Source organism: Streptomyces sp. KMM 9044 (assembly GCF_024701375.2).
GTDB lineage: Bacteria > Actinomycetota > Actinomycetes > Streptomycetales > Streptomycetaceae > Streptomyces.
In genome coordinates this window covers 2,540,859-2,560,141 of sequence record NZ_CP113910.1, presented here as the reverse complement: position 1 = coordinate 2,560,141, position 19,283 = coordinate 2,540,859, and the positions used below count along the sequence as shown (strand labels likewise).

Annotated in this window: 19 protein-coding genes and 2 pseudogenes; 11 read left to right on the top strand and 10 right to left on the bottom strand. The window is 69.7% G+C overall.

The window, feature by feature from the left end; genetic code table 11:
• Window positions 1-9: 9 nt before the first annotated feature.
• Both HUV60_RS11345 and HUV60_RS11340 read right to left on the bottom strand, forming a co-directional pair.
• Entirely contained in the window at window positions 10-1,128 is a 1,119-nt protein-coding gene (locus HUV60_RS11345) for a tyrosine-type recombinase/integrase (RefSeq protein ID WP_257847551.1), read from the bottom strand.
• 24 nt (window positions 1,129-1,152) lie between these two features.
• Entirely contained in the window at window positions 1,153-1,653 is a 501-nt protein-coding gene (locus HUV60_RS11340; RefSeq protein WP_257847552.1) for a helix-turn-helix transcriptional regulator, read from the bottom strand.
• A 121-nt stretch (window positions 1,654-1,774) separates the two neighbouring features.
• On the opposite strand from HUV60_RS11340, the gene HUV60_RS11335 reads away from it, so the two are divergent.
• The 4 genes from HUV60_RS11335 to HUV60_RS11320 all read left to right on the top strand — a co-directional run bounded on the left by HUV60_RS11335 (window position 1,775) and on the right by HUV60_RS11320 (window position 6,318).
• Window positions 1,775-1,969 carry a helix-turn-helix transcriptional regulator gene (locus HUV60_RS11335; RefSeq protein ID WP_257847553.1) on the top strand — a complete coding sequence of 65 codons (195 nt, stop codon included), beginning with the start codon at window positions 1,775-1,777 and terminating at the stop codon, window positions 1,967-1,969.
• Window positions 1,970-2,486: 517 nt separating this feature from the next.
• Window positions 2,487-3,740 carry a DUF3631 domain-containing protein gene (locus HUV60_RS11330; RefSeq protein ID WP_257847554.1) on the top strand — a complete coding sequence of 418 codons (1,254 nt, stop codon included), beginning with the start codon at window positions 2,487-2,489 and terminating at the stop codon, window positions 3,738-3,740.
• Between the two features lie 315 nt (window positions 3,741-4,055).
• Window positions 4,056-4,631, top strand: coding sequence for a MobC family plasmid mobilization relaxosome protein (locus HUV60_RS11325; RefSeq protein WP_257850089.1), 576 nt, complete (start codon window positions 4,056-4,058; stop codon window positions 4,629-4,631).
• Window positions 4,621-6,318 (top strand): relaxase/mobilization nuclease domain-containing protein, encoded by a 1,698-nt coding sequence (locus tag HUV60_RS11320; protein ID WP_257847555.1) that lies wholly within the window; start codon window positions 4,621-4,623, stop codon window positions 6,316-6,318. The genes HUV60_RS11325 and HUV60_RS11320 overlap by 11 nt, the downstream gene beginning before the upstream one ends.
• Before the next feature lie 49 nt (window positions 6,319-6,367).
• Here the strand turns inward: HUV60_RS11320 and HUV60_RS11315 are convergent, their stop codons facing one another.
• On the bottom strand, window positions 6,368-6,901 hold the full coding sequence (locus HUV60_RS11315; RefSeq protein WP_257847556.1) for an SMI1/KNR4 family protein: 534 nt from the start codon (window positions 6,899-6,901) through the stop codon (window positions 6,368-6,370).
• A gap of 90 nt (window positions 6,902-6,991) precedes the next feature.
• Between HUV60_RS11315 and HUV60_RS11310 the strand changes: the two genes are divergently transcribed.
• Entirely contained in the window at window positions 6,992-7,495 is a 504-nt protein-coding gene (locus HUV60_RS11310; protein ID WP_257847557.1) for a hypothetical protein, read from the top strand.
• Between the two features lie 66 nt (window positions 7,496-7,561).
• On the opposite strand, the gene HUV60_RS11305 is transcribed toward HUV60_RS11310, so the two are convergent.
• From HUV60_RS11305 to HUV60_RS11290, 4 genes are all read right to left on the bottom strand, one after another.
• Window positions 7,562-8,107: an HAD domain-containing protein gene (locus HUV60_RS11305; RefSeq protein WP_257847558.1), complete on the bottom strand. Its 546-nt coding sequence runs from the start codon at window positions 8,105-8,107 to the stop codon at window positions 7,562-7,564.
• Between the two features lie 31 nt (window positions 8,108-8,138).
• Window positions 8,139-8,831: a class I SAM-dependent methyltransferase gene (locus tag HUV60_RS11300; protein WP_257847559.1), complete on the bottom strand. Its 693-nt coding sequence runs from the start codon at window positions 8,829-8,831 to the stop codon at window positions 8,139-8,141.
• A 1-nt stretch (window position 8,832) separates the two neighbouring features.
• Entirely contained in the window at window positions 8,833-9,744 is a 912-nt protein-coding gene (locus HUV60_RS11295; protein WP_257847560.1) for a phosphotransferase family protein, read from the bottom strand.
• Between the two features lie 79 nt (window positions 9,745-9,823).
• Window positions 9,824-10,573, bottom strand: coding sequence for a hypothetical protein (locus HUV60_RS11290; protein ID WP_257847561.1), 750 nt, complete (start codon window positions 10,571-10,573; stop codon window positions 9,824-9,826).
• Between the two features lie 224 nt (window positions 10,574-10,797).
• Between HUV60_RS11290 and HUV60_RS11285 the strand changes: the two genes are divergently transcribed.
• The 3 genes from HUV60_RS11285 to HUV60_RS11275 all read left to right on the top strand — a co-directional run bounded on the left by HUV60_RS11285 (window position 10,798) and on the right by HUV60_RS11275 (window position 14,246).
• A complete protein-coding gene (locus tag HUV60_RS11285) occupies window positions 10,798-12,153 on the top strand; it encodes a tetratricopeptide repeat protein (protein ID WP_257847562.1) in 1,356 nt (451 codons plus the stop codon).
• A 1-nt stretch (window position 12,154) separates the two neighbouring features.
• Window positions 12,155-12,685 (top strand): NUDIX domain-containing protein, encoded by a 531-nt coding sequence (locus HUV60_RS11280; RefSeq protein WP_257847563.1) that lies wholly within the window; start codon window positions 12,155-12,157, stop codon window positions 12,683-12,685.
• A gap of 226 nt (window positions 12,686-12,911) precedes the next feature.
• Window positions 12,912-14,246, top strand: a complete 1,335-nt coding sequence (locus HUV60_RS11275) for an ISL3 family transposase (protein WP_257847564.1) — start codon at window positions 12,912-12,914, stop codon at window positions 14,244-14,246.
• Between the two features lie 241 nt (window positions 14,247-14,487).
• On the opposite strand, the pseudogene HUV60_RS11270 reads toward HUV60_RS11275, so the two are convergent.
• The 3 genes and pseudogenes from HUV60_RS11270 to HUV60_RS11260 form a co-directional block, all read right to left on the bottom strand.
• A pseudogene (locus tag HUV60_RS11270) lies at window positions 14,488-14,925 on the bottom strand (DUF6000 family protein); the annotation flags it as partial.
• A gap of 3 nt (window positions 14,926-14,928) precedes the next feature.
• Window positions 14,929-15,660 carry a HEAT repeat domain-containing protein gene (locus HUV60_RS11265; protein WP_257847566.1) on the bottom strand — a complete coding sequence of 244 codons (732 nt, stop codon included), beginning with the start codon at window positions 15,658-15,660 and terminating at the stop codon, window positions 14,929-14,931.
• On the bottom strand, window positions 15,657-16,043 hold the full coding sequence (locus HUV60_RS11260; RefSeq protein ID WP_257847567.1) for a CPCC family cysteine-rich protein: 387 nt from the start codon (window positions 16,041-16,043) through the stop codon (window positions 15,657-15,659). The genes HUV60_RS11265 and HUV60_RS11260 overlap by 4 nt, the downstream gene beginning before the upstream one ends.
• 811 nt (window positions 16,044-16,854) lie before the next feature.
• Here HUV60_RS11260 and HUV60_RS11255 point away from each other — a divergent pair.
• The 3 genes and pseudogenes from HUV60_RS11255 to HUV60_RS11245 all read left to right on the top strand — a co-directional run.
• Window positions 16,855-17,076: pseudogene (locus HUV60_RS11255) on the top strand (DUF5655 domain-containing protein); the annotation flags it as partial.
• A 159-nt stretch (window positions 17,077-17,235) separates the two neighbouring features.
• Window positions 17,236-17,715 (top strand): hypothetical protein, encoded by a 480-nt coding sequence (locus HUV60_RS11250; protein ID WP_269441172.1) that lies wholly within the window; start codon window positions 17,236-17,238, stop codon window positions 17,713-17,715.
• Window positions 17,712-19,244, top strand: coding sequence for an ISKra4 family transposase (locus tag HUV60_RS11245; protein ID WP_257847570.1), 1,533 nt, complete (start codon window positions 17,712-17,714; stop codon window positions 19,242-19,244). Before HUV60_RS11250 ends, HUV60_RS11245 begins: the two co-directional genes overlap by 4 nt.
• Window positions 19,245-19,283 lie beyond the last annotated feature (39 nt).

Here is a 19,283-nt window from a genome sequence, read left to right as displayed (position 1 = left end):
GGGGAGCGGCTACGCCGCTTCGTCGACCTGTGGCTGGGCATCGGCGGACTGGTCCGCGTACGCCTTGTCGACGGCGGCCCGGGTCCGCTCCTCGGAGTCGGGCCACAGGTGGGTGTAGATGTTCAGCGTCATGGCCGCGTTGGTGTGGCCGAGACGCTCGGAGACCGTCTTCACGGACTCGCCGTGCTTGATCAGCAGGCTGGCGTAGTGATGCCGGAGGGCGTGGGGTCCGGTGCCCTTCGGTATGCCGGCCTTCGCGCAGGCGGGCCGCCAGGACCCGTCCATGAAGTGCGTGTAGACCACGGGTCCGCTTTGCGGCGCCGTGAAGATCCAGCTCTCGGGCCCATCGGCGGGGAAGTCCCGCAGGTGGGCCTTCATCGCGTCCACCGCCATGCGGGGGAGCGGGACCGTGCGGTGCGAGCGAGCGGTCTTGGGCGGGCAGACGTACACGCCGTGCTTGGCGGTCTGCTGGATCTGCTGCTCGACCGAGACGGTCGCGTGCAGCAGGTCCACGTGCCGGAGCTGAAGGCCGAAGAGTTCGCCGGGGCGGAGCCCGGTGGCTGCGCCGAGCAGCACGAGGCCCTTGTATCGGGCGGGTATCTCCTCGGACAGCGTCCGCACCTGCTCGACGGCCAGCGGCACGATCTTCTTCCGTGGTACCGAGGGCAGCTTCGCCTCGGCGCACGGGTTGTGAGGGATCATGCGGTCACGGACGGCCGCCCGGAAGACGGCGTTGACCGTGTTGAAGACCGTCCGTGAGGTGCTGGCGGCCAGCCCGTGTGTGGTGGTCAGGCTGGTGACCCAGCTCTGTACGTCGCCGGGCTTGATGGCGCCGAGTGCCCGCTTCTCCCAGGCCGGGTAGACATAGCAGCGCAGGTGCTGGGCCACCGCCTTGGCCGTGGAAGGCCGGTGCGGCTGGATGGCCCGCCATTCCTCCGCGTACTCCTTGAAGGGCTTCTTCGCCGACCGCGGGTCGACGTACTGCCCGGTGACCAGGCTGGCCGTGACCTCGTCGAGCCACCGCTGGGCGTCGATCTTGCGGTCGAAGTGGCGCGCGTGCTCCTTGCCGTCGAGGTCGCGGTAGCGAGCACGCCATTTGCCGTTGGGGCGCTTCTGAATGTTGGCCAAGTGGCTTCTCCTTCGTGTCGGTTGTCAGTAGTGGCCGCCGTCCTCGATGTCGCTGGTGAGGGTGCGAGCGTCCCGCTCGTCGCCCATGAGGCGGAGGCACTGCTCGTGGATCGCCCGCGAGCTGTCGGGATGGGCCTTGATGTGGTCGGCGATGGCGACCACGGCGTGGTGTAGACGGTCGCGCGCGTCTCGGGACTCGTAGAACGCTTCGACGGCCTCTTGGACGAGCCGCCGACTGTCGATGTCGAGCCCCTCCAGGGGCGGGGACATCAGCTCTTCAAGAGGAAGCTCGAAGACGCGGGCGAAGGCGAGGGCCTCGTCGAGATTGATACGCCGGCGAGGGGAGCCGTTCTCAATGCGCCAGACCGCCGTCTGGTTCATCTTGACGCCGGCCCTGGTCACCCGCTCCGCCAGCTCGGTCGTGCTCCACCCTCTGACTTCGCGCTCCAGGGCCACGCGCGCGGCCACGTTCCCTTCGCTGTAGAGCAGCGGCACCTCGCCGCCCTCGGCCTTGTCGCCTGCCATCGAACCTCCATCATCACCGTCGCTATCCAAACTGAAACATGAGCTTCCCGATTTGGCTAACCGCCGATCGCGGGGTACAACTCTATGCAGATCGAATCGCCATCTAGCCGAATGGGAATGCATGCGATACCTGACCACCACCGAGGTCGCCGAGCGCTACCGCACAGCCGAGAGCACCGTCCGCTACTGGCGCCACATCAAGAAGGGGCCGCGCGGCATCAAGGTCGGCAAGCGGGTGCTCTACCCCGAGGCCGAGCTGCTGCGCTACGAGCGCACGCTGATCGACGGCCGAGACGAGTGGGGCCTGGCCTCATGAGCCGCCGGCAGGCCCGGACACAGCAACGGCCCCCGGCGCGCCAACGCCGAGGGCCGGAGATTCCCCTGCACGTCGCCCATCCCTGAACGAACGAACCGGTGAGAGGCGGGACCTTGCCCGTCTCGCCCCTCACCTGAGAGGAACGTCTATGGAGGACCCTACGTCCCCCGCCACCTCGAACGCATCCGAGGTTGTCTGGCCCCCCGCCGCGGTCCCCGGCCAGGGCATCCCCTGGCGCAATGGGGACCGAAGCGGGGACCGAACGGAGTCACGGTCCCCTGCTGCACGCGTCAGCGGCGATGCTTCGACGGGTGTTCCGGTCGGGGACCGAAACACCCCCAGCGCGGAACATGTGCAGGTCAGTGCCTTGGGGACCGGTCCCGCCGGAGCGGAAGCCGGGGATCGGGCGGAGACTTTCGGTCCGCTGGTCCCCGAACCCGGTCCCCGAATCCCGGGCGAGCACGCCGTGCTCCGAGCAGATGGTGAGGGCCACGGTCCCCACGCATCTGCGGGGACCGTGGTCCCCGACGGCGGATCGGGGACCGGGGACCGCGCCGGTACGGGTGGCGAGACGGCCGACGAAGGAGCCGCGCTGCTGGATGACCTACGTGCGGCGATCGGCCGATACGTGGTACTGCCGAGCGACGAGGCCCTGACTGCGGTCACGTTGTGGGTGGCGGCCTCCCACATCCAGCCCGCCCTCCAGCACGCGCCACGGCTGGCGGTCGTGGGGCCGACCAAGGGATGCGGCAAGTCCCGCGTCCTGGACGTACTCCACGAGACCGTGCATCAGCCGATGATGACGGTGAACACTTCGCCGGCAGTGGTCTTCCGCGTCATCGGCAAGAACCCGCCGACGCTGCTGGTGGACGAGGCCGACACCATCTTCGGCCCGAAGGCCGGAGACAAGGAGGACCTGCGTGGCCTGCTGAACGCCGGGCACCAGCGCAACCGGCCCGCCTGGCGAATCTCCGGGCCGGAGCACAAGCCGACGGCGTTTCCCACCTTCGCCATGGCCGCGCTCGCCGGGATCGGCGACCTGCCGGACACGATCATGGACCGGGCGGTCGTGCTCCGCATGCAGAAGCGCAAGCCCGGCGAGAAGGTCGCTCCCTTCCGCTCCCGGCACTCCGTTCCGGAACTGAACGTGCTGCGCGACCGGCTGTCGGCGTGGCTGACCCCGCTGCGCGGGGCAGCGCACCGACTGGTGCCACCGATGCCTGTCGAGGACCGGGCCGCGGACACCTGGGAGCCCCTGGTCATCGTCGCCGACTTGGCCGGCGGCCACTGGCCCGCCCAGGCCCACGCCGCCTGCCTGTCGATGACCCGCACCGAGCTGGTCCAGGACGAACAGACGACGCTGAAGACCCGGCTGCTCCGGGACATCCGCCGCGCCTTCGAGCATCACGGCGACACAGAGGCGCTGCGCAGCCACGACCTGCTCGCCGCCCTTCTCCAGGACGCCGAGGCGCCCTGGTCCGAGTACGGGACGAAGGGCCTGAACGCCTACCACCTGGCCAACCTGCTGCGCGACTTCGGCATCAGCCCGGCCAACCACCGCTTCGAGAACGGCAGGCAGGCCAAGGCGTACGCCCGCAACCAGTTCCTCGACGCCTGGGCCCGCTACTGCCCCGACCCTGCCCAGCCGACCCGCGCAGCCGGCGAGACCGTGGTCGTACGTCGAGCCCAGGGCAAGCCACCGGCCCCTCCGTCGGGGACGTTGCCCATCGGCCCGCCAGGCGGGCCTGCCGGCCCCAGGCCCACTCGCTGACACCAGCTCCGTATCAATCCGTCGCATCCGTCCCCGCGCAGGTCAGCGCGGGGACGGACTTCCTCGCAGGTACGGATAACTCCGTACCTGCGACCGCCTCCGTACCTGTCCTGACCAGCTACGGGACGGATGGAACGGACGTGACGAAGCCCCACCGCACAAGACCACCGGAGCACCACCATGCCCGAAACGAGCACCGACAACGCCTCCACCCGCCGCCGCAAGGGATTCTTCGGCCTGACCCGCCGATCAGCAGCAAGCTGGAGCGAACGAGCCTCTAACGAGGCTTCGTCCGCGCTTGCCCCCGCCGCAGGGGTGGCGGAGGAGAAGGCCGAGCGCCAGGGGGCGCCCGAGCCGGAGGTGGGCATAGCCGAGACCAGCTGCCCGCCCGCACCCGACTCCATCGCCCCGAGCACTCAGCCGCCGGCCGAGATCCCGCCGCCCGTCGAGCAGCCCTCCTGGCGAGATCTCGACGCCCCCGTCCTGCCCGCGCTGATGAACCGCAAGCGCACGGTGGAGAAGCGCGACCAGGAGAAGACCATCCGCTTCACGCGGACCGCTGTAAGCGTGATCAGCGCCGCCGCTCACCAGCGCGGTCAGAAGTTCGCCGGATTCGTCGGCGACGCCGCCTTGGCCGTTGCCCTCGGCAAGGCGGGGCTGGTCGGCAGCCCGGAGGACGACCCGGTCCGCCCGCTGATCGAGGCCGTCGAGGCACAGACGGTCGCGCTGAACCGCATCGGTGGCAATCTCAACCAGATCACCGCAGCCATCCACCGAGGAACAGTGCCCGAGCGCGCCGAGGCGGTGCTGGACCGCGTCGAGCAAGCGGCCGAGCGCAGCTACCGACTGATCGACCAGCTCCTGACGGAAGGCACCGCGCATGGTTCCTGACGTCTCCACCGGCTCCGACACCCGCGGACTGATCGTTTACCTCTTCGGCCCCGGCCGCCGCGACGAACACACCGACCCACACATCGTCGCCGCCTGGGACATGGCCGGCGCCCCCGACCCCGGCCGCGACCCGGCAGCCACCTACTCCCAGCTCGCCAAGCGCCTCGACCACCACGTCGACCTGCGCACCCGCGAGCTGGACGGCAAAAAACCACCCCAGCACGTCTGGCACTGCCCGGTCCGCACCGCGCCCGGCGACCGCTACCTCACCGACGCCGAGTGGGCCGAGGTCGCCCGCCGCATCGTTCACGCCACAGGCATCGCCCCCGAAGGCGACGACAAGGCATGCCGTTGGATCGCCGTGCGCCACGCCGACAACCACATCCACATCATGGCCACCACCGTACGCGCCGACGGACGCCGCCCGCGCACCCACCGCGACGGACAGCGGGCCCAGGCCGAGTGCCGCAAGCTCGAAGCCGAGTTCGGCCTGCGCCGCCTGAAGTCCGGCGACCTCACCGCGCCCCGCACCCCCACCGGCGCCGAACGCGCCAAGGCCGCCCGCCAGGGCCAGACGGTCACCGCACGGCACTGGCTCCGCGAGCAGGCGTACGCGGTCGCCGCAGCCGTAGGAAGCGAAGCCGACTACTTCACCGTGCTGCAGTCCCTCGGAATCAAGGTCAAAACACGCCTCGGCCCCGAGACCGGCGACGTCATCGGCTACAGCCTTGCCGCCCCCGGCGACACCAACGCGGTCGGCGAACCCGTCTGGTACGGCGGCTCCAAACTCGCCCCCGACCTCTCCATCAACCGCCTACGCGAACGCCTCCCCGACCAGGAGGTGGCCGACCGCCCCCGGTACGTGGCGGACCCCGCCGACCCATGGCGCCCCACCACCACCGCCATCCACGCGGCGCACACCGTCCTCGACTCCGGTGACGATGCCGCCGCCCAGGGCCACCTGGCCGCCTTCGGCGACGCCCTGTACAACATCGCCAGCGCCACGACCGGCCCCCACCGGGCGGAACTGCAGGCGGCGGCAATGATGTTCAACCGCGCCCGCCGCTCCGCCACCCGCGCCGATCACCAGGCCGCCACCGCCCTGCGCAAGGCCGCCAAGGAACTCGCCTACGCCTCCAACGAGCCGGGCGGACTCGCCATCGCCCTGCTCTTCGCCACGGTGCACCTGGCCCGCGCCGCCGCCAAGTGGCACGAGCAGCGCGGCCACGAGCAGCAGGCCGCTGCGGCCGAGGAAGCCTTCCGCCACCTCCAGGCGGGCTACCAGCAGGCCGCTGCACCCGTCCTGGCGGACTTGGCCCGCCGGGCACCGCGAGCCGCGACCGCCTGCCGCTTCGAGCAGGACGTTCGCGCGGCCCTCCCTGACGACGCCGCCCGGATCCTCGCCGACCCCACTTGGACCGCCCTGACCACAACCCTCGCCCAAGCCGAAACCGCTGGCCACAATCCCCGACGCCTCCTGATCGAGGTGAGCGCCCAACGAGAGCTCGACAGCGCCGAGCGCCCCGCGGAGGTCCTCAACTGGCGCATCACCGCTCAGCCGAACCGGCGGACGCAAGCAGCTCGCAGCCGAAGCACCACCAGCGGAACGCCGTCCATGTCCGCCACGCCACACCCTCCGGCCACACCAGCGGCCACGAGGCCCGAAGAGCGCAGTCGGCACCGCTGACCCCGGCCCGATGCCCCGCCACGGCTTGTGGCGGGGCATCGGGTCCGGCTCAACGGCAGAGCTTCATGATGGTGTCGTCGAAGTCGGGAAACTCCTGTGTGGCCTGCGCGGTGATCGCCGTTGCCGACGTGCGGCGGTCCGGAGCGAATTGCTCGGCGATGGCCGCCAGGTCGCGATTGGCCTGGGGAGCCCAATCCGGCTCGGGCTCGTACGAGGTGGCTGCTTCCCACGGGCCGAAGCCGTCAGCCAGCAGCCACAGGAAGGCACCCAGGTCGGGAGCGACGACGCCGGTCTCTCCTTCGGAGCCCAGGAAGACAACGGGCTGCTCGACCAGTTCTCGACCTTCACGGACCAGCCACAACGCTGCGTTCCCGCCGGTCCCGTCCTGGCCAAACACGCGGAAGTCGTCGCCGTTCAGCTCGCCGTTGCCGGTCCACGCGCGAAACCACTTGGTGGTCTCATCGGCGGTCAGGAAGGACTCGTAAGGCTCGAAGTCGACACCATCCTCGCCAATGCACTCGAGCCGGACCGCCATGGCAGCGGCGAGCGCGGCGGGGAACTGGCGATCTCCGTTCACGGTCATGCGAACAGAGTAGTGATCGGCTTGGGCTGCCAAGCTGCTGATAGTGCTGGCGGATCTCCAGCCGAGGTACGCGTGGGGCATGCTGTCACGGTGAGTGAATCCTCAAACGAGTGGCAGGCTTGGTTGAACAGTCTGGACGCGCGTGGAAGGGCGGCAGCGGAGTCGCTGCGCGCGCGATTCGAAGCACTCGGCGCAGCCGATGCTGGCGACTGGGCCAAGTCGGAGATCTGCGAGGACCTTCCACACCTCGCGCGGTTCATGCTGCTGCGAAGTCTGTGGCGCGGTCCGATCGGTGGTTGGGCCGATCCGGATGCCATCGATCAGCTTCCTGTTGCCCAGCGGCTTCATGCTGCTGGGGCGAACAAGGAGGATCTCGCTCGCCTGGCGCGAGCGGTCGCCTATGAGGCAGTGTTCGCAACGCTCGATGAGCTGGACACCGGGAGTGATGTGAACGTATCGGGCATCGATGTCGGCTGGCTCGTCATGGAGTCAGCCGAAGACGGCGCCCCGACTGGTCGAGCCCTCTCGGGCCTGCACGAAGATCTCTTGGCCATGGACCCGAGTGGGCGCGATGGAGCGGACTTGTGGCAGTAGCCCTGGTGCAGTGCCAGCAGCGCACCCTGATGCCCTCGCTGCTCGTGGCAGTGAGGGCATCAGTCGTCAGGCGGCGCGGGCTGTGCGTAACTGCGCGACCCACCTCGTGACCTCGGTCAGGTGCTCGGGCTGTAGACCGAGGTGCGGGTGGGGCTGAATGAGGAGGGTCGCCGTTCCCTTCGCAGTGCGTTCCACCGCCCATTCATGGTCGAGGCCGGTGAAGTCGTCGTCGATCCACACAGCAGGGGCGTCGCCGAGCCAGGCGTCGACGTGGTCGCGCTTCCACAAGTAACCGTTGGGGTGGCTGGTGGTGATCTGCGGACGCGGCAGGTCGACGCACGGCAGCATCGGGAGGCCCAGGAGGGGCCCAATGAGGGTGGTGGCGTCCTGGCGCCAGCTGGTGCACCAGACGGGGGTGACCAGACCGGTGCGGATGACCTCCATGAGCAGGCGGCCGTGGTCGGAGTTGAGCCATACGGTGACCGGGGTGTCGGCGCTGCGGCCGGTGGGGACGACGTCGTGGCGGGCGTGGGTGGCCGGGGTCGAGCCGTGCTCGTCGGGGAAGGGTATGAGGACGCCGTCGATGTCGAGGAGCAGGTAGGGCGAGCGCATCGGTCCTCCATAGGCCGGATGAACGCGGCTGTCAGAGCTTGCGGGCGCGGATCAGCAGGGTGGTGGGCCAGTGGCCCATGCGGGGGTCGTGGAATTCCTGGGCCGAGGTGAGCCAGAAGCCGGCCTGGCTGAGGTGCCTCTCCCAACGGTCGGTATCGAACTCCCAGCGGGCGATGGGGAGCCGTGTGCGGTCGGGCAGGGTGACGAAGTCGCGGCGGGGCCGGTCGTCGCCGGAGGGGCTTCGACCGCCGCGCTGCGGGTGGGGGACAGAGAAGGCGAGCACTCGCCCGGGCATGAGGCGCTGGGCGATGGCCGGGAGCAGGAGCTCGGGCGCGACGAGCCCGGCGGCGCCGAAGACGGAGTAGATCGCGTCGAACTGCTCGTCGGAGGCGTGCAGGTAGTGCAGGGCGTGGCCGGCGACGAAGGTGAGGTTGTTCAGCCGTCCGTAGTGGGAGCGGGCGCGGCGGATCTGCAGGCCGACCAGGTCAACACCGGTGACGTGAGCCCCGTGGCGGGTGGCGAGGTGGGCGGCGTTGTGGCCGGGGCCGCAGCCGAGTTCCAGGAGTCGCTTGCCGCGCAGGTCGGGGCCGAGGACGTCAGCTCCGGGCCCTTGGCCGGGTCTCGTGGTCCATTCCATCCGTGCGGGTACGGACAGGGGTTCGGCGAGTCCGGCGGCGGTGCGCTGGAGGGCGTGGGCGTGCCAGGGGGATGCCTGGGCGAGCACGTCAGATCTCCAGGAGGTGGAGGACGTCGGTGAGGTGGCGGCGGACGGCCTTGATGTAGGCGGGGTCGGTGGCCGGGTCGTTGATCCAGCGGATGGACTGCTCCATGAACCACTCGACGGCCCACATGCGGTGCCAGCCCAGGGCCCAGTTCTCGGCGGTGAGCCCGCCGCGTGGGGCGAGGGCGTCGGGGGTGCCGCCGGCGGTGACGTACTGCTCCAGGAAGACGCGCAGGCGCACGGGGTGCGGGGGATCGATGGTGCCGTGCCAGCTGGCGAGGTCGAGCAGGCCGGGGCCGGTGAAGGCGCGGGCGAAGTCGAGCAGCCGCCAGCCGCGCTCGCCGATGTGGAGGCTGGTGGGGTGGAACTCCGAGTGCACCCAGCCGAACGGTTCCAGCGTCGCTCCGGCCGATCGGGCCTCGGCGGCCTGGGCGATCCGGTCGAGCGCGTCCTCGACGTCGTCGGCGTCCTGCCACCGGTCGGCCTTGCGCAGCCGTTCGAGGTGCTCCAGCGCCCTGGCCGGCAGCGTCCGCAGCCGGTCCTGGTCGAGGACGGGCAAGGGCGGAGCCGTACGGGTTCCGTGCAGGATCACGGCCGCGGCGACGCCGTCGAGGTCGTCGGCCTCGCGGACGGACGGTCCGAGGTCCTCCATGAGCATGCCGAGCCAGCCGTCCAGGACGGCGGAGGCGTGGACCTGGGGGACGGGGACGCCCAGGGTGTGGGCCAGGCGGAGGGCCTGGTCCTCGCTGTCGAAGGGCTTCTTGGCGTACTTGAAGATGGCCGTGGAGCCGTCGGGGAAGGTCACGCGCTCGACGCCGGACATGGACCACACGCGTACCTCCTCCCGTACCGCGGTGGTCTGGCCGGTCGCGGTGAGCAGGTTGTCGAGGAGTTCGGCGCTGGGGTTCGTGGTCACGTGAGGGCTCCGGGGAGGGGTGGTGGCGTCCGGGGCGGGCGAGGGATGCCGGCCCGCCCCGGAGCCTGATCGGGTGGGGTTACGCGGCGGGGTTCACGCGGTGGGCGTAGACCTGCTCAATCCAGCTCGCCTTGAACGCGGCGAGGTCGTCACGGAAGTCCGCCATCGAGGCACCGTAGGGCGCGACCACGCCGCCGGACTGGTCCGGCACGGACTGGCAGCCGTGCACGAGCCGGCCGCCGAGGGCGGCGTGGGCCTTGATGGACTCGATCCGGCGGTGCTCGTTGAACCAGCCGCCGTGGTAGACCTCGTCGAGCATCCCGCCCACCTCGTCGTCCAGGTCGAAGACGACGGAGGTGGCGGCGGGGAAGAACCAGCACGGGCCGACGTTGGAGATGTGCCCGTCGAGCTCGACCTTGTTGAGCGCCATGAGCGTGGCGGCCTCGCGGAGCATCCGCAGGTGCTCGGCGGTGATCTGCGGTAGGCCGAGGCCGGCCAGATGCTCGTCGCGGAAGAGGTACGCGTACACCTCGTACGCGGTGGCCAGGACGCGGGCGGCGTCGGAGGTGGACTCGCTGTGCTGCTTGATGAAGTCGAGCGCGAGCTGCTCGACCGCGCTCTCGGTCGTCTCGTCCACCTCCAGGAGCTGGGACTTGACCAGCTCCCAGTCGGCGACGAGCCACGTGTTCGACTCGAAGCGGAAGAAGTACTCGGCCGGGTCGATCGTGATGCGCCGGCCGTCGACCTGGATGCCGGGCAGGCGGCTCCAGCGCGGGTCGAACGCCTCGGGCAGCTCGACCGTGATGGCCGTGGTGTCGATGGTGGTCACCGTGTTCTCCGTCTCTGATTGGCCGGGTTCGGGCACAGGAATGCCCGAGCCTGGTGTGGGCGTACGGAACTTCGGGGTGCCGCCCGGACCGAGGGGAAGCCTGGATCACGGTTGCGCCGTCCCGGGCGGCTGCTGATAAGTGAACCGGTGGTCACGCTGAGTGGGTACGGTGGAAGGCAGTTGAAGCGGTATACGCGGTTTACAGCTCCGGAGTGGAGGCGATCGTGGCGGCGCAGAGAGACCCAAATTCCCGTCTGCACGACGTCATCGCGGCGGTCGACTGCACCTACGAGGCCCTCGCCAGAGACGTGCGCCGCATCGCCGCAGAGAACGGCGAGATCCTCCAGACCAACAAGTCGGCCATCTCGCACTGGGTGAACGGCACCCGCGCCCCGTCGGGCCGGGTAGGCCGGTACCTCGCCGAAGCTCTGTCCCGCCGAGCGGGGCGCACGGTCACCCAGACCGAGATCGGCCTCCAGACCGGTGATGACGAAGAGCCGACGGAATCCGACCCCGTCCTCGCGGTCACCGACCTGGGCCGGGCCGACGTCGAGCGCCGCCGCTTCCTCGCCATCGCGGCCTTCACCACTGCCGGCGTCGCCATGCCGCTCGGATACGACCACGAAGCCACCGCCCGCATGCTCCGCGCCCGCACCGGCACGTCCCTGGTCGGGGCGGAGGACGTGGACGTCGTACGGCAGATCACGGCAGCCTTCAGCGCGGCCGACGAGCGCCTCGGCGGCGGGCACGGCCTGACCACGGTCACCGCGTACCTCGCCGACACCGCTGCTCCCATGCTGCGTGGACGGTTCCCCAGCGAAGCCTTACGCCGGGCCGCCTTCGGCGCCGTCGCCGAGCTGGCCTACCTCGCAGGATGGAAGCACCACGACCTCGGCCAGGAAGGCGCGGCTCAGCGCTACTACCAGGTCGGCTACAAGCTCGCCTGCGAAGCCGACCCCCACGGCCACGCCGCCTGGATGATGCGCGCCCTCGCCCACCAGGCCCTGAGCCTCAAGCAGCCCCACCACTGTGTCGACCTCGTCGAAGGCGCCCTGCGACGCGGCCTCGGCCAAGTCGACGGCCAGACCGAGGCCCTCCTCCACATCACCCACGCCCGTGCCTACGCAGCCATCGACGAGAACTCGTCGGCCGTACGCGCCCTGCTTGCCGCCGAGGACGCCGCCCTCCGTGACGATGGCCCCCAGCCCAGCTACTCCCGCGTGAGCGGCCCCGCCGCTGGCACCGTGGCCAGCCACACCGCCCGCACCCTGACCGACCTCGCCGACCACATCGGCACCGAACAGCAGCACCGCGACGCCCTCACCCGCTGGGACCCCGAGAAGTACAAGCGTGTCCATGCGCTCACCCACGCCGACCTCGGCGACAGCCTCGCTGCCCAGGCCCGCGCGGACGAGGCGGTCGCCGCCTGGACCCAGGCCCTGGTCCTCATGGAGGGCATGACCTCTGACCGGACCCGTAAGGCAATCACCTCGATCCGCTCCACGCTCGCGCTCTACCAGCGCCGCAAAGTGCCCGGCGCCAGCGATCTCGCTCGCCGCGCCCGCGAGGCCCTCGCCTAACATGCCCAACAACCCGCCCGACGAAGGGAACACCGTGGCCCAGCAGACCAACGACCAGCCGAAGGCCCTCACGCCGGCGCTCGAATCGATGACTCTGCTGGTCGCCGCCGTCATCGTCCACGACAAGGCCACCAACCGCGTCGTCCTCCTCCAGCGCAGCGAGAACGCCAAGTTCGCCCAGGGCATGTGGGACCTGCCTGTCGGCAAGAGCGAGCCGGGCGAGCCCATCACGGAGACGGCAGTCCGCGAGCTGTACGAGGAAACCGGCCTCACGGTGAAGCCTGAGTCCCTCAGGGTCGCCCACATCATCCACGGCGCCTGGGGCGTCGAGGCCCCCAACGGCTTCCTCACGGTCGTCTTCGCCGCCCACGAATGGACCGGCGAACCCGAGAACCGCGAACCCCGCAAGCACGCCCAGGTCCGCTGGGTCGATGCCGACGCCATCCCCGACGATTTCGTGGGCACCACAGCCATTGCCCTCCGGCATTTCTTGGCAGGCGGCACACAAGTTTCTCTTGATGGTTGGAGCTGAGCGCGCCAACCATCAAGAGGGCTGCCCGCACTCATTCGCATACCGTGTTCGGTGAGCAACGATGTCGGGTCTTCGAATTTAGTCGGGGAGGGCCGCCCGTGACCTGTACCGCCGGTTGCCGAGAGTGACCGTCGTGGGTGCGTGAGGGGTGAACGCAGACCGCCCGCGCTGCTTGTGGATCATGACTGGTGTCTAGACAGCCGATCTTCAAACAGACACGGGCGGCATGGGCCACGATACCGGCGTGACGGCGCTGTTCGATCTGGAGGGGGTCGCGGTGGCCGAGGTCGTCCGCGACGAGGACGGGATACGTACGGTGCGTCTGGTGACCACGGACCCGGCGGCGCGGGCCTGCCCGGCGTGCGGGACCTTCGCCACCCGGGTCAAGGAACGGGCCGTGACGCGGCCTCGTGACCTCGCCCATGGCGGTGGCGCGGTACGGATCCGCTGGCACAAACGGCGCTGGCAGTGTCGTGAAGATGCCTGTGAGCGGGGCTCGTTCACCGAACAGATTCCCCAGATACCCGCACGGATGCGGCTCACCGAGCGGCTGCGGACCGCGTGCGGGCAGGCCGTGGCCGACGGCGGACGCACCGTGGTGCAGACCGGCCGCGACCTGGGGCCGTCCTGGCCGGTCGTCATGCGCGCCACCCGCACCTACGCCGAGCGCCACCTGCCCGCCGCACTGCCGACGACCGAGGCGATCGGGATCGACGAGACGAGGCGGGGCAAGCCGGTATGGAAGCAGAACCCGGACACGGAGAAGTGGGAGCTGGTCGCGGATGCCTGGCACATCGGCTTCGTCGACGCGATCGGCGGACGCGGCCTGTTCGGCCAGGTCGAGGGCCGCAACGCGGACTCGGTCGCCGACTGGCTCAGCGCCCAGCCCGCCGCCTGGCGCGAACACGTGCGCTACGTCGCCATCGACCTGTGCGCCACCTTCCGCGCCGCAATCCACCGCGCCCTGCCCCACGCCACCGTCGTCATCGACTGCTTCCACATCGTGCAACTCGCCCAGCGCCACCTCGCCGACCTGCGCCGACGCCTCACCTGGAAACAGCACGGCCGCCGGGCCCGCAAGGGAGACAGCGTCTACACCGTCCGCAAACTCCTGCGCCGCAACAAGGAAGACCTCACCGGAGAACAACTCGCCCTGCTCAAGGTCGAGTTGGAGTACATGGGCACCTACGGCCGTCAGATCTACGCGGCCTGGCAGGCCAAGGAACTCCTGCGTGACCTCCTCGGCCTGGCCGTCCACCGCACCCACGTCACCCCCGACCGCTCCGCGATCTCCGCAGCCCGCCACCGCTTCAACGCCCACGTCGCCGACCACGCCCACCTGCCCGAACTCGTCACCCTCGCCGAAACCGTCGATCAGTGGTGGAACGGCATCGAGGCATACGTCCTGACCGGGATCACGAACGCCGCCAGCGAGGGCAACAACCGCGTCATCAAGCTCGACGCGCGATGCGCCTTCGGCTATCGCAACCGCGCCAACCAACGCCTACGGTCACTCTGCGCGACCACGAGACGAGCCCGCCGCGAGGGGGTCCCCGACTAACTTCGAAGACCCGGCTTTGCATCCCTCCCCATGGCCTCCACAGATGCTCAGGTACGGGACCAGTTGTGGGCGTACTCGCACTGGAGGTCTGTCGAGCGGCGCCGCTCGACGGGGGTGTAGGCGGGGGTGTAGGCGGGGGTCGCGGAGGTGGGCCAGGGCATTGACCCACTGGTCCCAGAGCCCCCCCAGGCTGGGTGAAGCGGTCCGCATGGTGGGCGTCGAGGCGGAGGAGGGCGCCGAGGGTGGCGGGCTGGTCGTGGCGGAGGTCGGTGCGGGGGAGGTAATGGTCGAGGTAGGTAGTGAGGATCTCGGCGTCGGCGTGGGTGCCGAAGCGGGTTAGGGCGAAGCAGTAGGTGCTGCCGGAGAAGCAGACCTCGCTGGCCAGGAGCAGGTCGCCGATGCGTTCGCGGAACCGTTCGCGGCGGTCGACGCCGATCAGCCATGCGGCGGTGAGGCGCGAGCGCCACTCGTAGCCGAGGAGGGCTTCCAACTCGGCATCGGTGATCGTGGCCGCGTCGTCGATGAGGTGATGGGCGAAACGTTCGCCGTGAGGCCACTCGGGCCGCAGGAATCGACCACTTTTCAGGACGAGGTAGCGCGCGTGGCCCGAGCCCTTCCTTGCCGCGTAGCGCTCGATCACGTAGCCGTAGCCGACCTCCTCGGGGTGCTGGAACGGCATCGGTCACCTCTCCGGGTGCAGGTCGGTACGGTCGATCCAGGTGGGTGCGACGAAGATGTTGTCGCCGGTGGGGGCTTCTGAGGCTTCCAGCAGGGACCAGGTGCGGGACTCCTCGACCAGGTGCTCCCAGGGCGCGGTCCAGTCGAGTTCCCAGTCCAGCACGGGGCCGGAGACGCCGTATGTGCCGCCGGCGTCCACTCGCCAGAACTGGGAGTAGAGGATCACCTGGGCGTGGTCGGCCAGGTCGTTGATGATCTCGGTGAAGTGGGCTGAAGGCCAGCCGGGGGCGTTGTCCGCAGTGATGGGTCGTAGGCGCGCGGTGAGCGGCGAGACGACGGGGGTGCGGGCGCCGAGTTCGGTCAGCGCCCAGCGGATGCCCACGGACTCGGTCCAGTCCGGTGGGGTTGACCGTTCCAGGCAGGCGCGGTAAGCGCGGCGCAGGGGCTCAACGGCGCCGTCGATCTCCAGGCTTGCCAGGGCCATGGCCGCCCATTCGCGGACGGTCGGGTTGTCGCTGTCCAGCAGGCCGATGAGAGCGGGGCCGCAACGGGGATCGCCCACCTCCTCGAAGACCTCAATGGCGGTCAGCTGACCGAAGCCGCCGAGGGAAGGCAGGCCGTTGATGACGGCGGGTACGGCGTCGGCGCCGATCCAGATCAGCTTCGCACGGGCGTCGTAGGACTCGTCGGCCTTGCCGTCGAGCTGCCGGACGAGCGTCTCGATGTGGGAGGTCATGACGCGGAGTGGTCCCGGCGCCAGAAAGTGGGCAGCCACCAGCAGAGCACCGAGTAGTCGTCGGGCCACGGGGCGCGGTCCTCGGCCGCCCAGTCCTCGAAGGAGTCGCGTGTCAGGTCGATGGGGCGCCAGGCAGGGTCGAGCGGCTCGTCCTCGGTCGGCGGGCGGACGTACCGCCGCCCGTGCTGGTCGCAGGCGCCGAAGTCCTGGTAGTTCCGCTGGGCCTCGATCAGGGAGACCTTGTTCGCCCCTCCGGCCATGGTCGACCAGCGGAACTGGACCACGTCGTCCTCCCAGAAGCAGACGGGGCAGATCTCGTACGAGCCGGGCATCTCGCCCAGCACGCGGTGCCCGCAGCATGGGCAGGGGTAGCGGTCGCTCACCCGGGCAGTCTCCTTGCCGGTCCCGCCGGTGCGCCATGGATTTCTCGGCCTCCGCCCGCCCGGCCAGTCCGCAGCCAGTCCGCAGGACACCCGTAAACGGCCGTCGGGAGCCAACGCACGTCAACGAGGAATCCCAGGTCAGCGCCCTGCTCGGGGCTCCGCCGCAGGTCAGGATCGGGCTTCAGACATTCCGCTTCAACGTGTAGCAGGTCACATAGCATGGCTTAACTGATCTTGCAAACCTGCAGGTCAGATGGGGTCTGTCTTCTCAAGGGCAGGCCCCTTTTCTGTTCCCGTGCTGACTTGGTGCTGACCTGCGAGCACCCCTCTTCACCCCTCATCACCCCTCCCGTGCTGGTTCTGTGCTGACCCATGGGCTGTAGCTCCGCATGGGAAGACGGATGTGGTCAGGAAGACCCGCGTACGACAGCGCAGCCGGAAGCGAAGACTGCGCGCGCGGCAAGGGAAGCGCCTGCACTGGCAGGGGACCTCGTTCTCCGTGCCCGCTCCACGCGCCGTCACCGGTGACGGGTTCCCATGCATTTGATGGCGCGACTGTCCCTGGTAGTGCTCCGCTGTGTGAGTATCCACCCGACCATGGGCCCTGACCTGCGTAAACCCGACCTTCTAGCGCCGTCCCCGGCAACGCGGGGGACACATGGGGGAACCGTAGATCCCTGGCGGCGGGGGGACGCAAGCGCCCGGATAAGCCGTACGTAGCTTCTCACGCCATCTCCACAGGACCGAAGCCCTTCGTGGAAACAATCCTGCCCCGCTCCGCGTTTGTGATCTCCGAGCCGAGGAGGGGAAGGTGTCGGGCCTGAAGCTGTTCCACACGACGAAGGACGGCGTGACCGAGGTAACGCCGCGTCTGGCCGAGGAAGAGGCCGATGTGCAGGACCTCATCGAGGCGAACATGGAGACCACGCTCGGGGTGCGGTTCCTGGCGAGCGAGTACAGCACTGGCCCCGTCCATGGCGGGCGCATCGATTCGCTGGGCATTGACGAGAACAACGCGCCCGCGATCGTGGAAGGGTGCATATCTTGTGAGGGTGCGTCGTTGGGGTGATTCGTCAGGGTTCAGGTCTCGGTCGGGGGTTGCTGGTTCCTAGCCTCGTGGTGTCGAGTCCGGCTGTGGTGGGCGGGCGTTGAGCGAGGGTGGGTGGCATCTGTGCCGTCGTTGATGGCTGCCTTGCAGGCCAGGGAAGACGAGGTCCGGGCGTCCGCGGCCGAGGTGCGGGCGCGGCTGGAGGTGTTGACCGCGGAGTTGGCTACGGCCGAGGAGCAGTTGGTGCGAATGCGGATCACGCGGGAGACGGTGGAGGAGGTGTTGTCCTCACCGGTCGGCCCGGCGGTGCCGCCGGGGGTGGTGCTGGATACGGAGGGGGCGGTGCTGCCGCAGTTGGCGGAACTGGTGCCGGTGCTGTTGGCCGCCGAGGCGGCCGGGGACACGACGGTGACCTCCGAGCCGTATCGGCGGATCCTGATCGTGTTCGCCGAGGCGTCCGGGCCGTTGCGCTGCAAGGACGTGTGCGTCGGGGTGGGGTTGAGCACGGAGGCGAACCACACCGAGGGCATGCGTGGCAAGCTGAAGAAGCTGGTCGGGCGGGGGATCCTGGCCGAGGTGGAGCCGGGGTTGTTCGGGCTGGCCTGTCGGGCCGGTGCCCGGTGAGCGGCGGCGTGCTCGGCGGGGATCTGGCGGCGGCGGAGGCCGCGTTCGCCGCCTCGCGGGGCTTGTTCGAGCAGGTCAGTGCCCGGATGCAGTCCGTGGAGACCGGTTCGTTGACGCACTCGCAGCTGGAGGAGGTGCTGGGCGCGGACATGCGGGAGGTGACGCGGCAGCTGTATCAGGACCATCTGCGGCTGCGGGAGCTGACCGAGCAGCGCATCGAGCAGGTCGTGGACGCCGCCGGCCGGGAGCGCACCAGGATCGAGCGGGGCCGGCGGCGGATCCTGTCCACGGTGTTCGGGAAGGTGACCGTCGGCCGGATCGCCTACCGCGGCGACGCCGTGCCGGATCTGCACCCGGCCGATGCGGCGCTGAACCTGCCGGCCGGGATGCATTCGCACGGCCTGGCCAAACAGGTCGCCATCGAGGCGTCCCGGGGCTCGTTCGCCGAAGCGGTCGAGCGCGTCAACACCCTGACCGGCGCCGGGATCGGCCCGCGGCAGGCCGGCGAGCTCACCGTCGCCGCCGCCGCGGACATCGACGACTTCTATGCCGCCCTCGCGCCCGAGCCGTGCACGGACGCCACGCTGCTGGTGATGTCGGCCGACGGCAAGGGCGTGGTGATAAGGCCGGAGGCCCTGCGGGAGGCCACCGCGAGAGCCGCCGCGGCCAAAGGCGGCAACAAGCTGCACAAACGCCTGTCAGCCGGGGAGAAGAACGGCCGAAAGCGCATGGCCACCCTCGGAACCGTCTACGACGCCGAACCCGCGGTACGCACCGCCGACGACATCATCGCCGACCCCGACACCGGCGAGCAGGACACCACCCGCCGGAGCAAAGGACCCAGGGCCCGCTCCAAGTGGCTGACCGGATCGGTCAACGACACCTGCTCCCAGGTCATCACCGCCGTGTTCGACCAGGCCGAACACCGAGACCCCGACCACCGGCGCACCTGGGTGGCCCTCGTGGACGGCGCACCCCACCAGATCGATCTGATCAACGAGCAGGCCGCCGCCCGCGACGTGCAGGTGCACATCGTGATCGACATCATCCACGTCCTGGAATACCTGTGGAGCGCCGCCCACGCCCTGCACCCCGGCGGCAGCAAGGACATCGAGGCATGGGTCGCCCGCACCGCCCGCACCATCCTGGCCGGAGACGCCCTGACCGCAGCCGAGACGATCACAACGGCCGCCACCGACGCAGGGATCGCCCCGGGCCAGAACAAGAGCATCGACGACGCCGTGGCCTACCTCACCAACAAAGCCGACTACCTGCGCTACGACACCGCGCTGGCCGCCGGCTGGCCCATCGCGACCGGGATCATCGAAGGCGCATGCCGCCACCTGGTAAAAGACCGCCTCGACATCACCGGGGCCCGCTGGGGCCTGGCCGGAGCCGAAGCCGTCCTGAAACTCCGCGCCCTGCGCACCAACGGCGACTTCGACACCTACTGGGCCTGGCACGAACAACAGGAGTACACCCGCAACCACCAGGCTCGCTACCGCAACACCCTCATACCCACCGCCTGATCACACAGACACCCTCAAAAGATGCACACCCAAGCGCTT

What these genes read in the sequence shown, in the direction of transcription:
- HUV60_RS11315 (WP_257847556.1), bottom strand. Translation starts at nt 6,901, where the DNA reads ATGACCGTGAACGGAGATCGCCAGTTCCCCGCCGCGCTCGCCGCTGCC.
- HUV60_RS11280 (WP_257847563.1), top strand. Translation starts at nt 12,155, where the DNA reads ATGCCCAACAACCCGCCCGACGAAGGGAACACCGTGGCCCAGCAGACC.
- HUV60_RS11305 (WP_257847558.1), bottom strand. Translation starts at nt 8,107, where the DNA reads ATGCGCTCGCCCTACCTGCTCCTCGACATCGACGGCGTCCTCATACCC.
- HUV60_RS11320 (WP_257847555.1), top strand. Translation starts at nt 4,621, where the DNA reads ATGGTTCCTGACGTCTCCACCGGCTCCGACACCCGCGGACTGATCGTT.
- HUV60_RS11340 (WP_257847552.1), bottom strand. Translation starts at nt 1,653, where the DNA reads ATGGCAGGCGACAAGGCCGAGGGCGGCGAGGTGCCGCTGCTCTACAGC.
- HUV60_RS11335 (WP_257847553.1), top strand. Translation starts at nt 1,775, where the DNA reads ATGCGATACCTGACCACCACCGAGGTCGCCGAGCGCTACCGCACAGCC.
- HUV60_RS11265 (WP_257847566.1), bottom strand. Translation starts at nt 15,660, where the DNA reads ATGACCTCCCACATCGAGACGCTCGTCCGGCAGCTCGACGGCAAGGCC.
- HUV60_RS11275 (WP_257847564.1), top strand. Translation starts at nt 12,912, where the DNA reads ATGGGCCACGATACCGGCGTGACGGCGCTGTTCGATCTGGAGGGGGTC.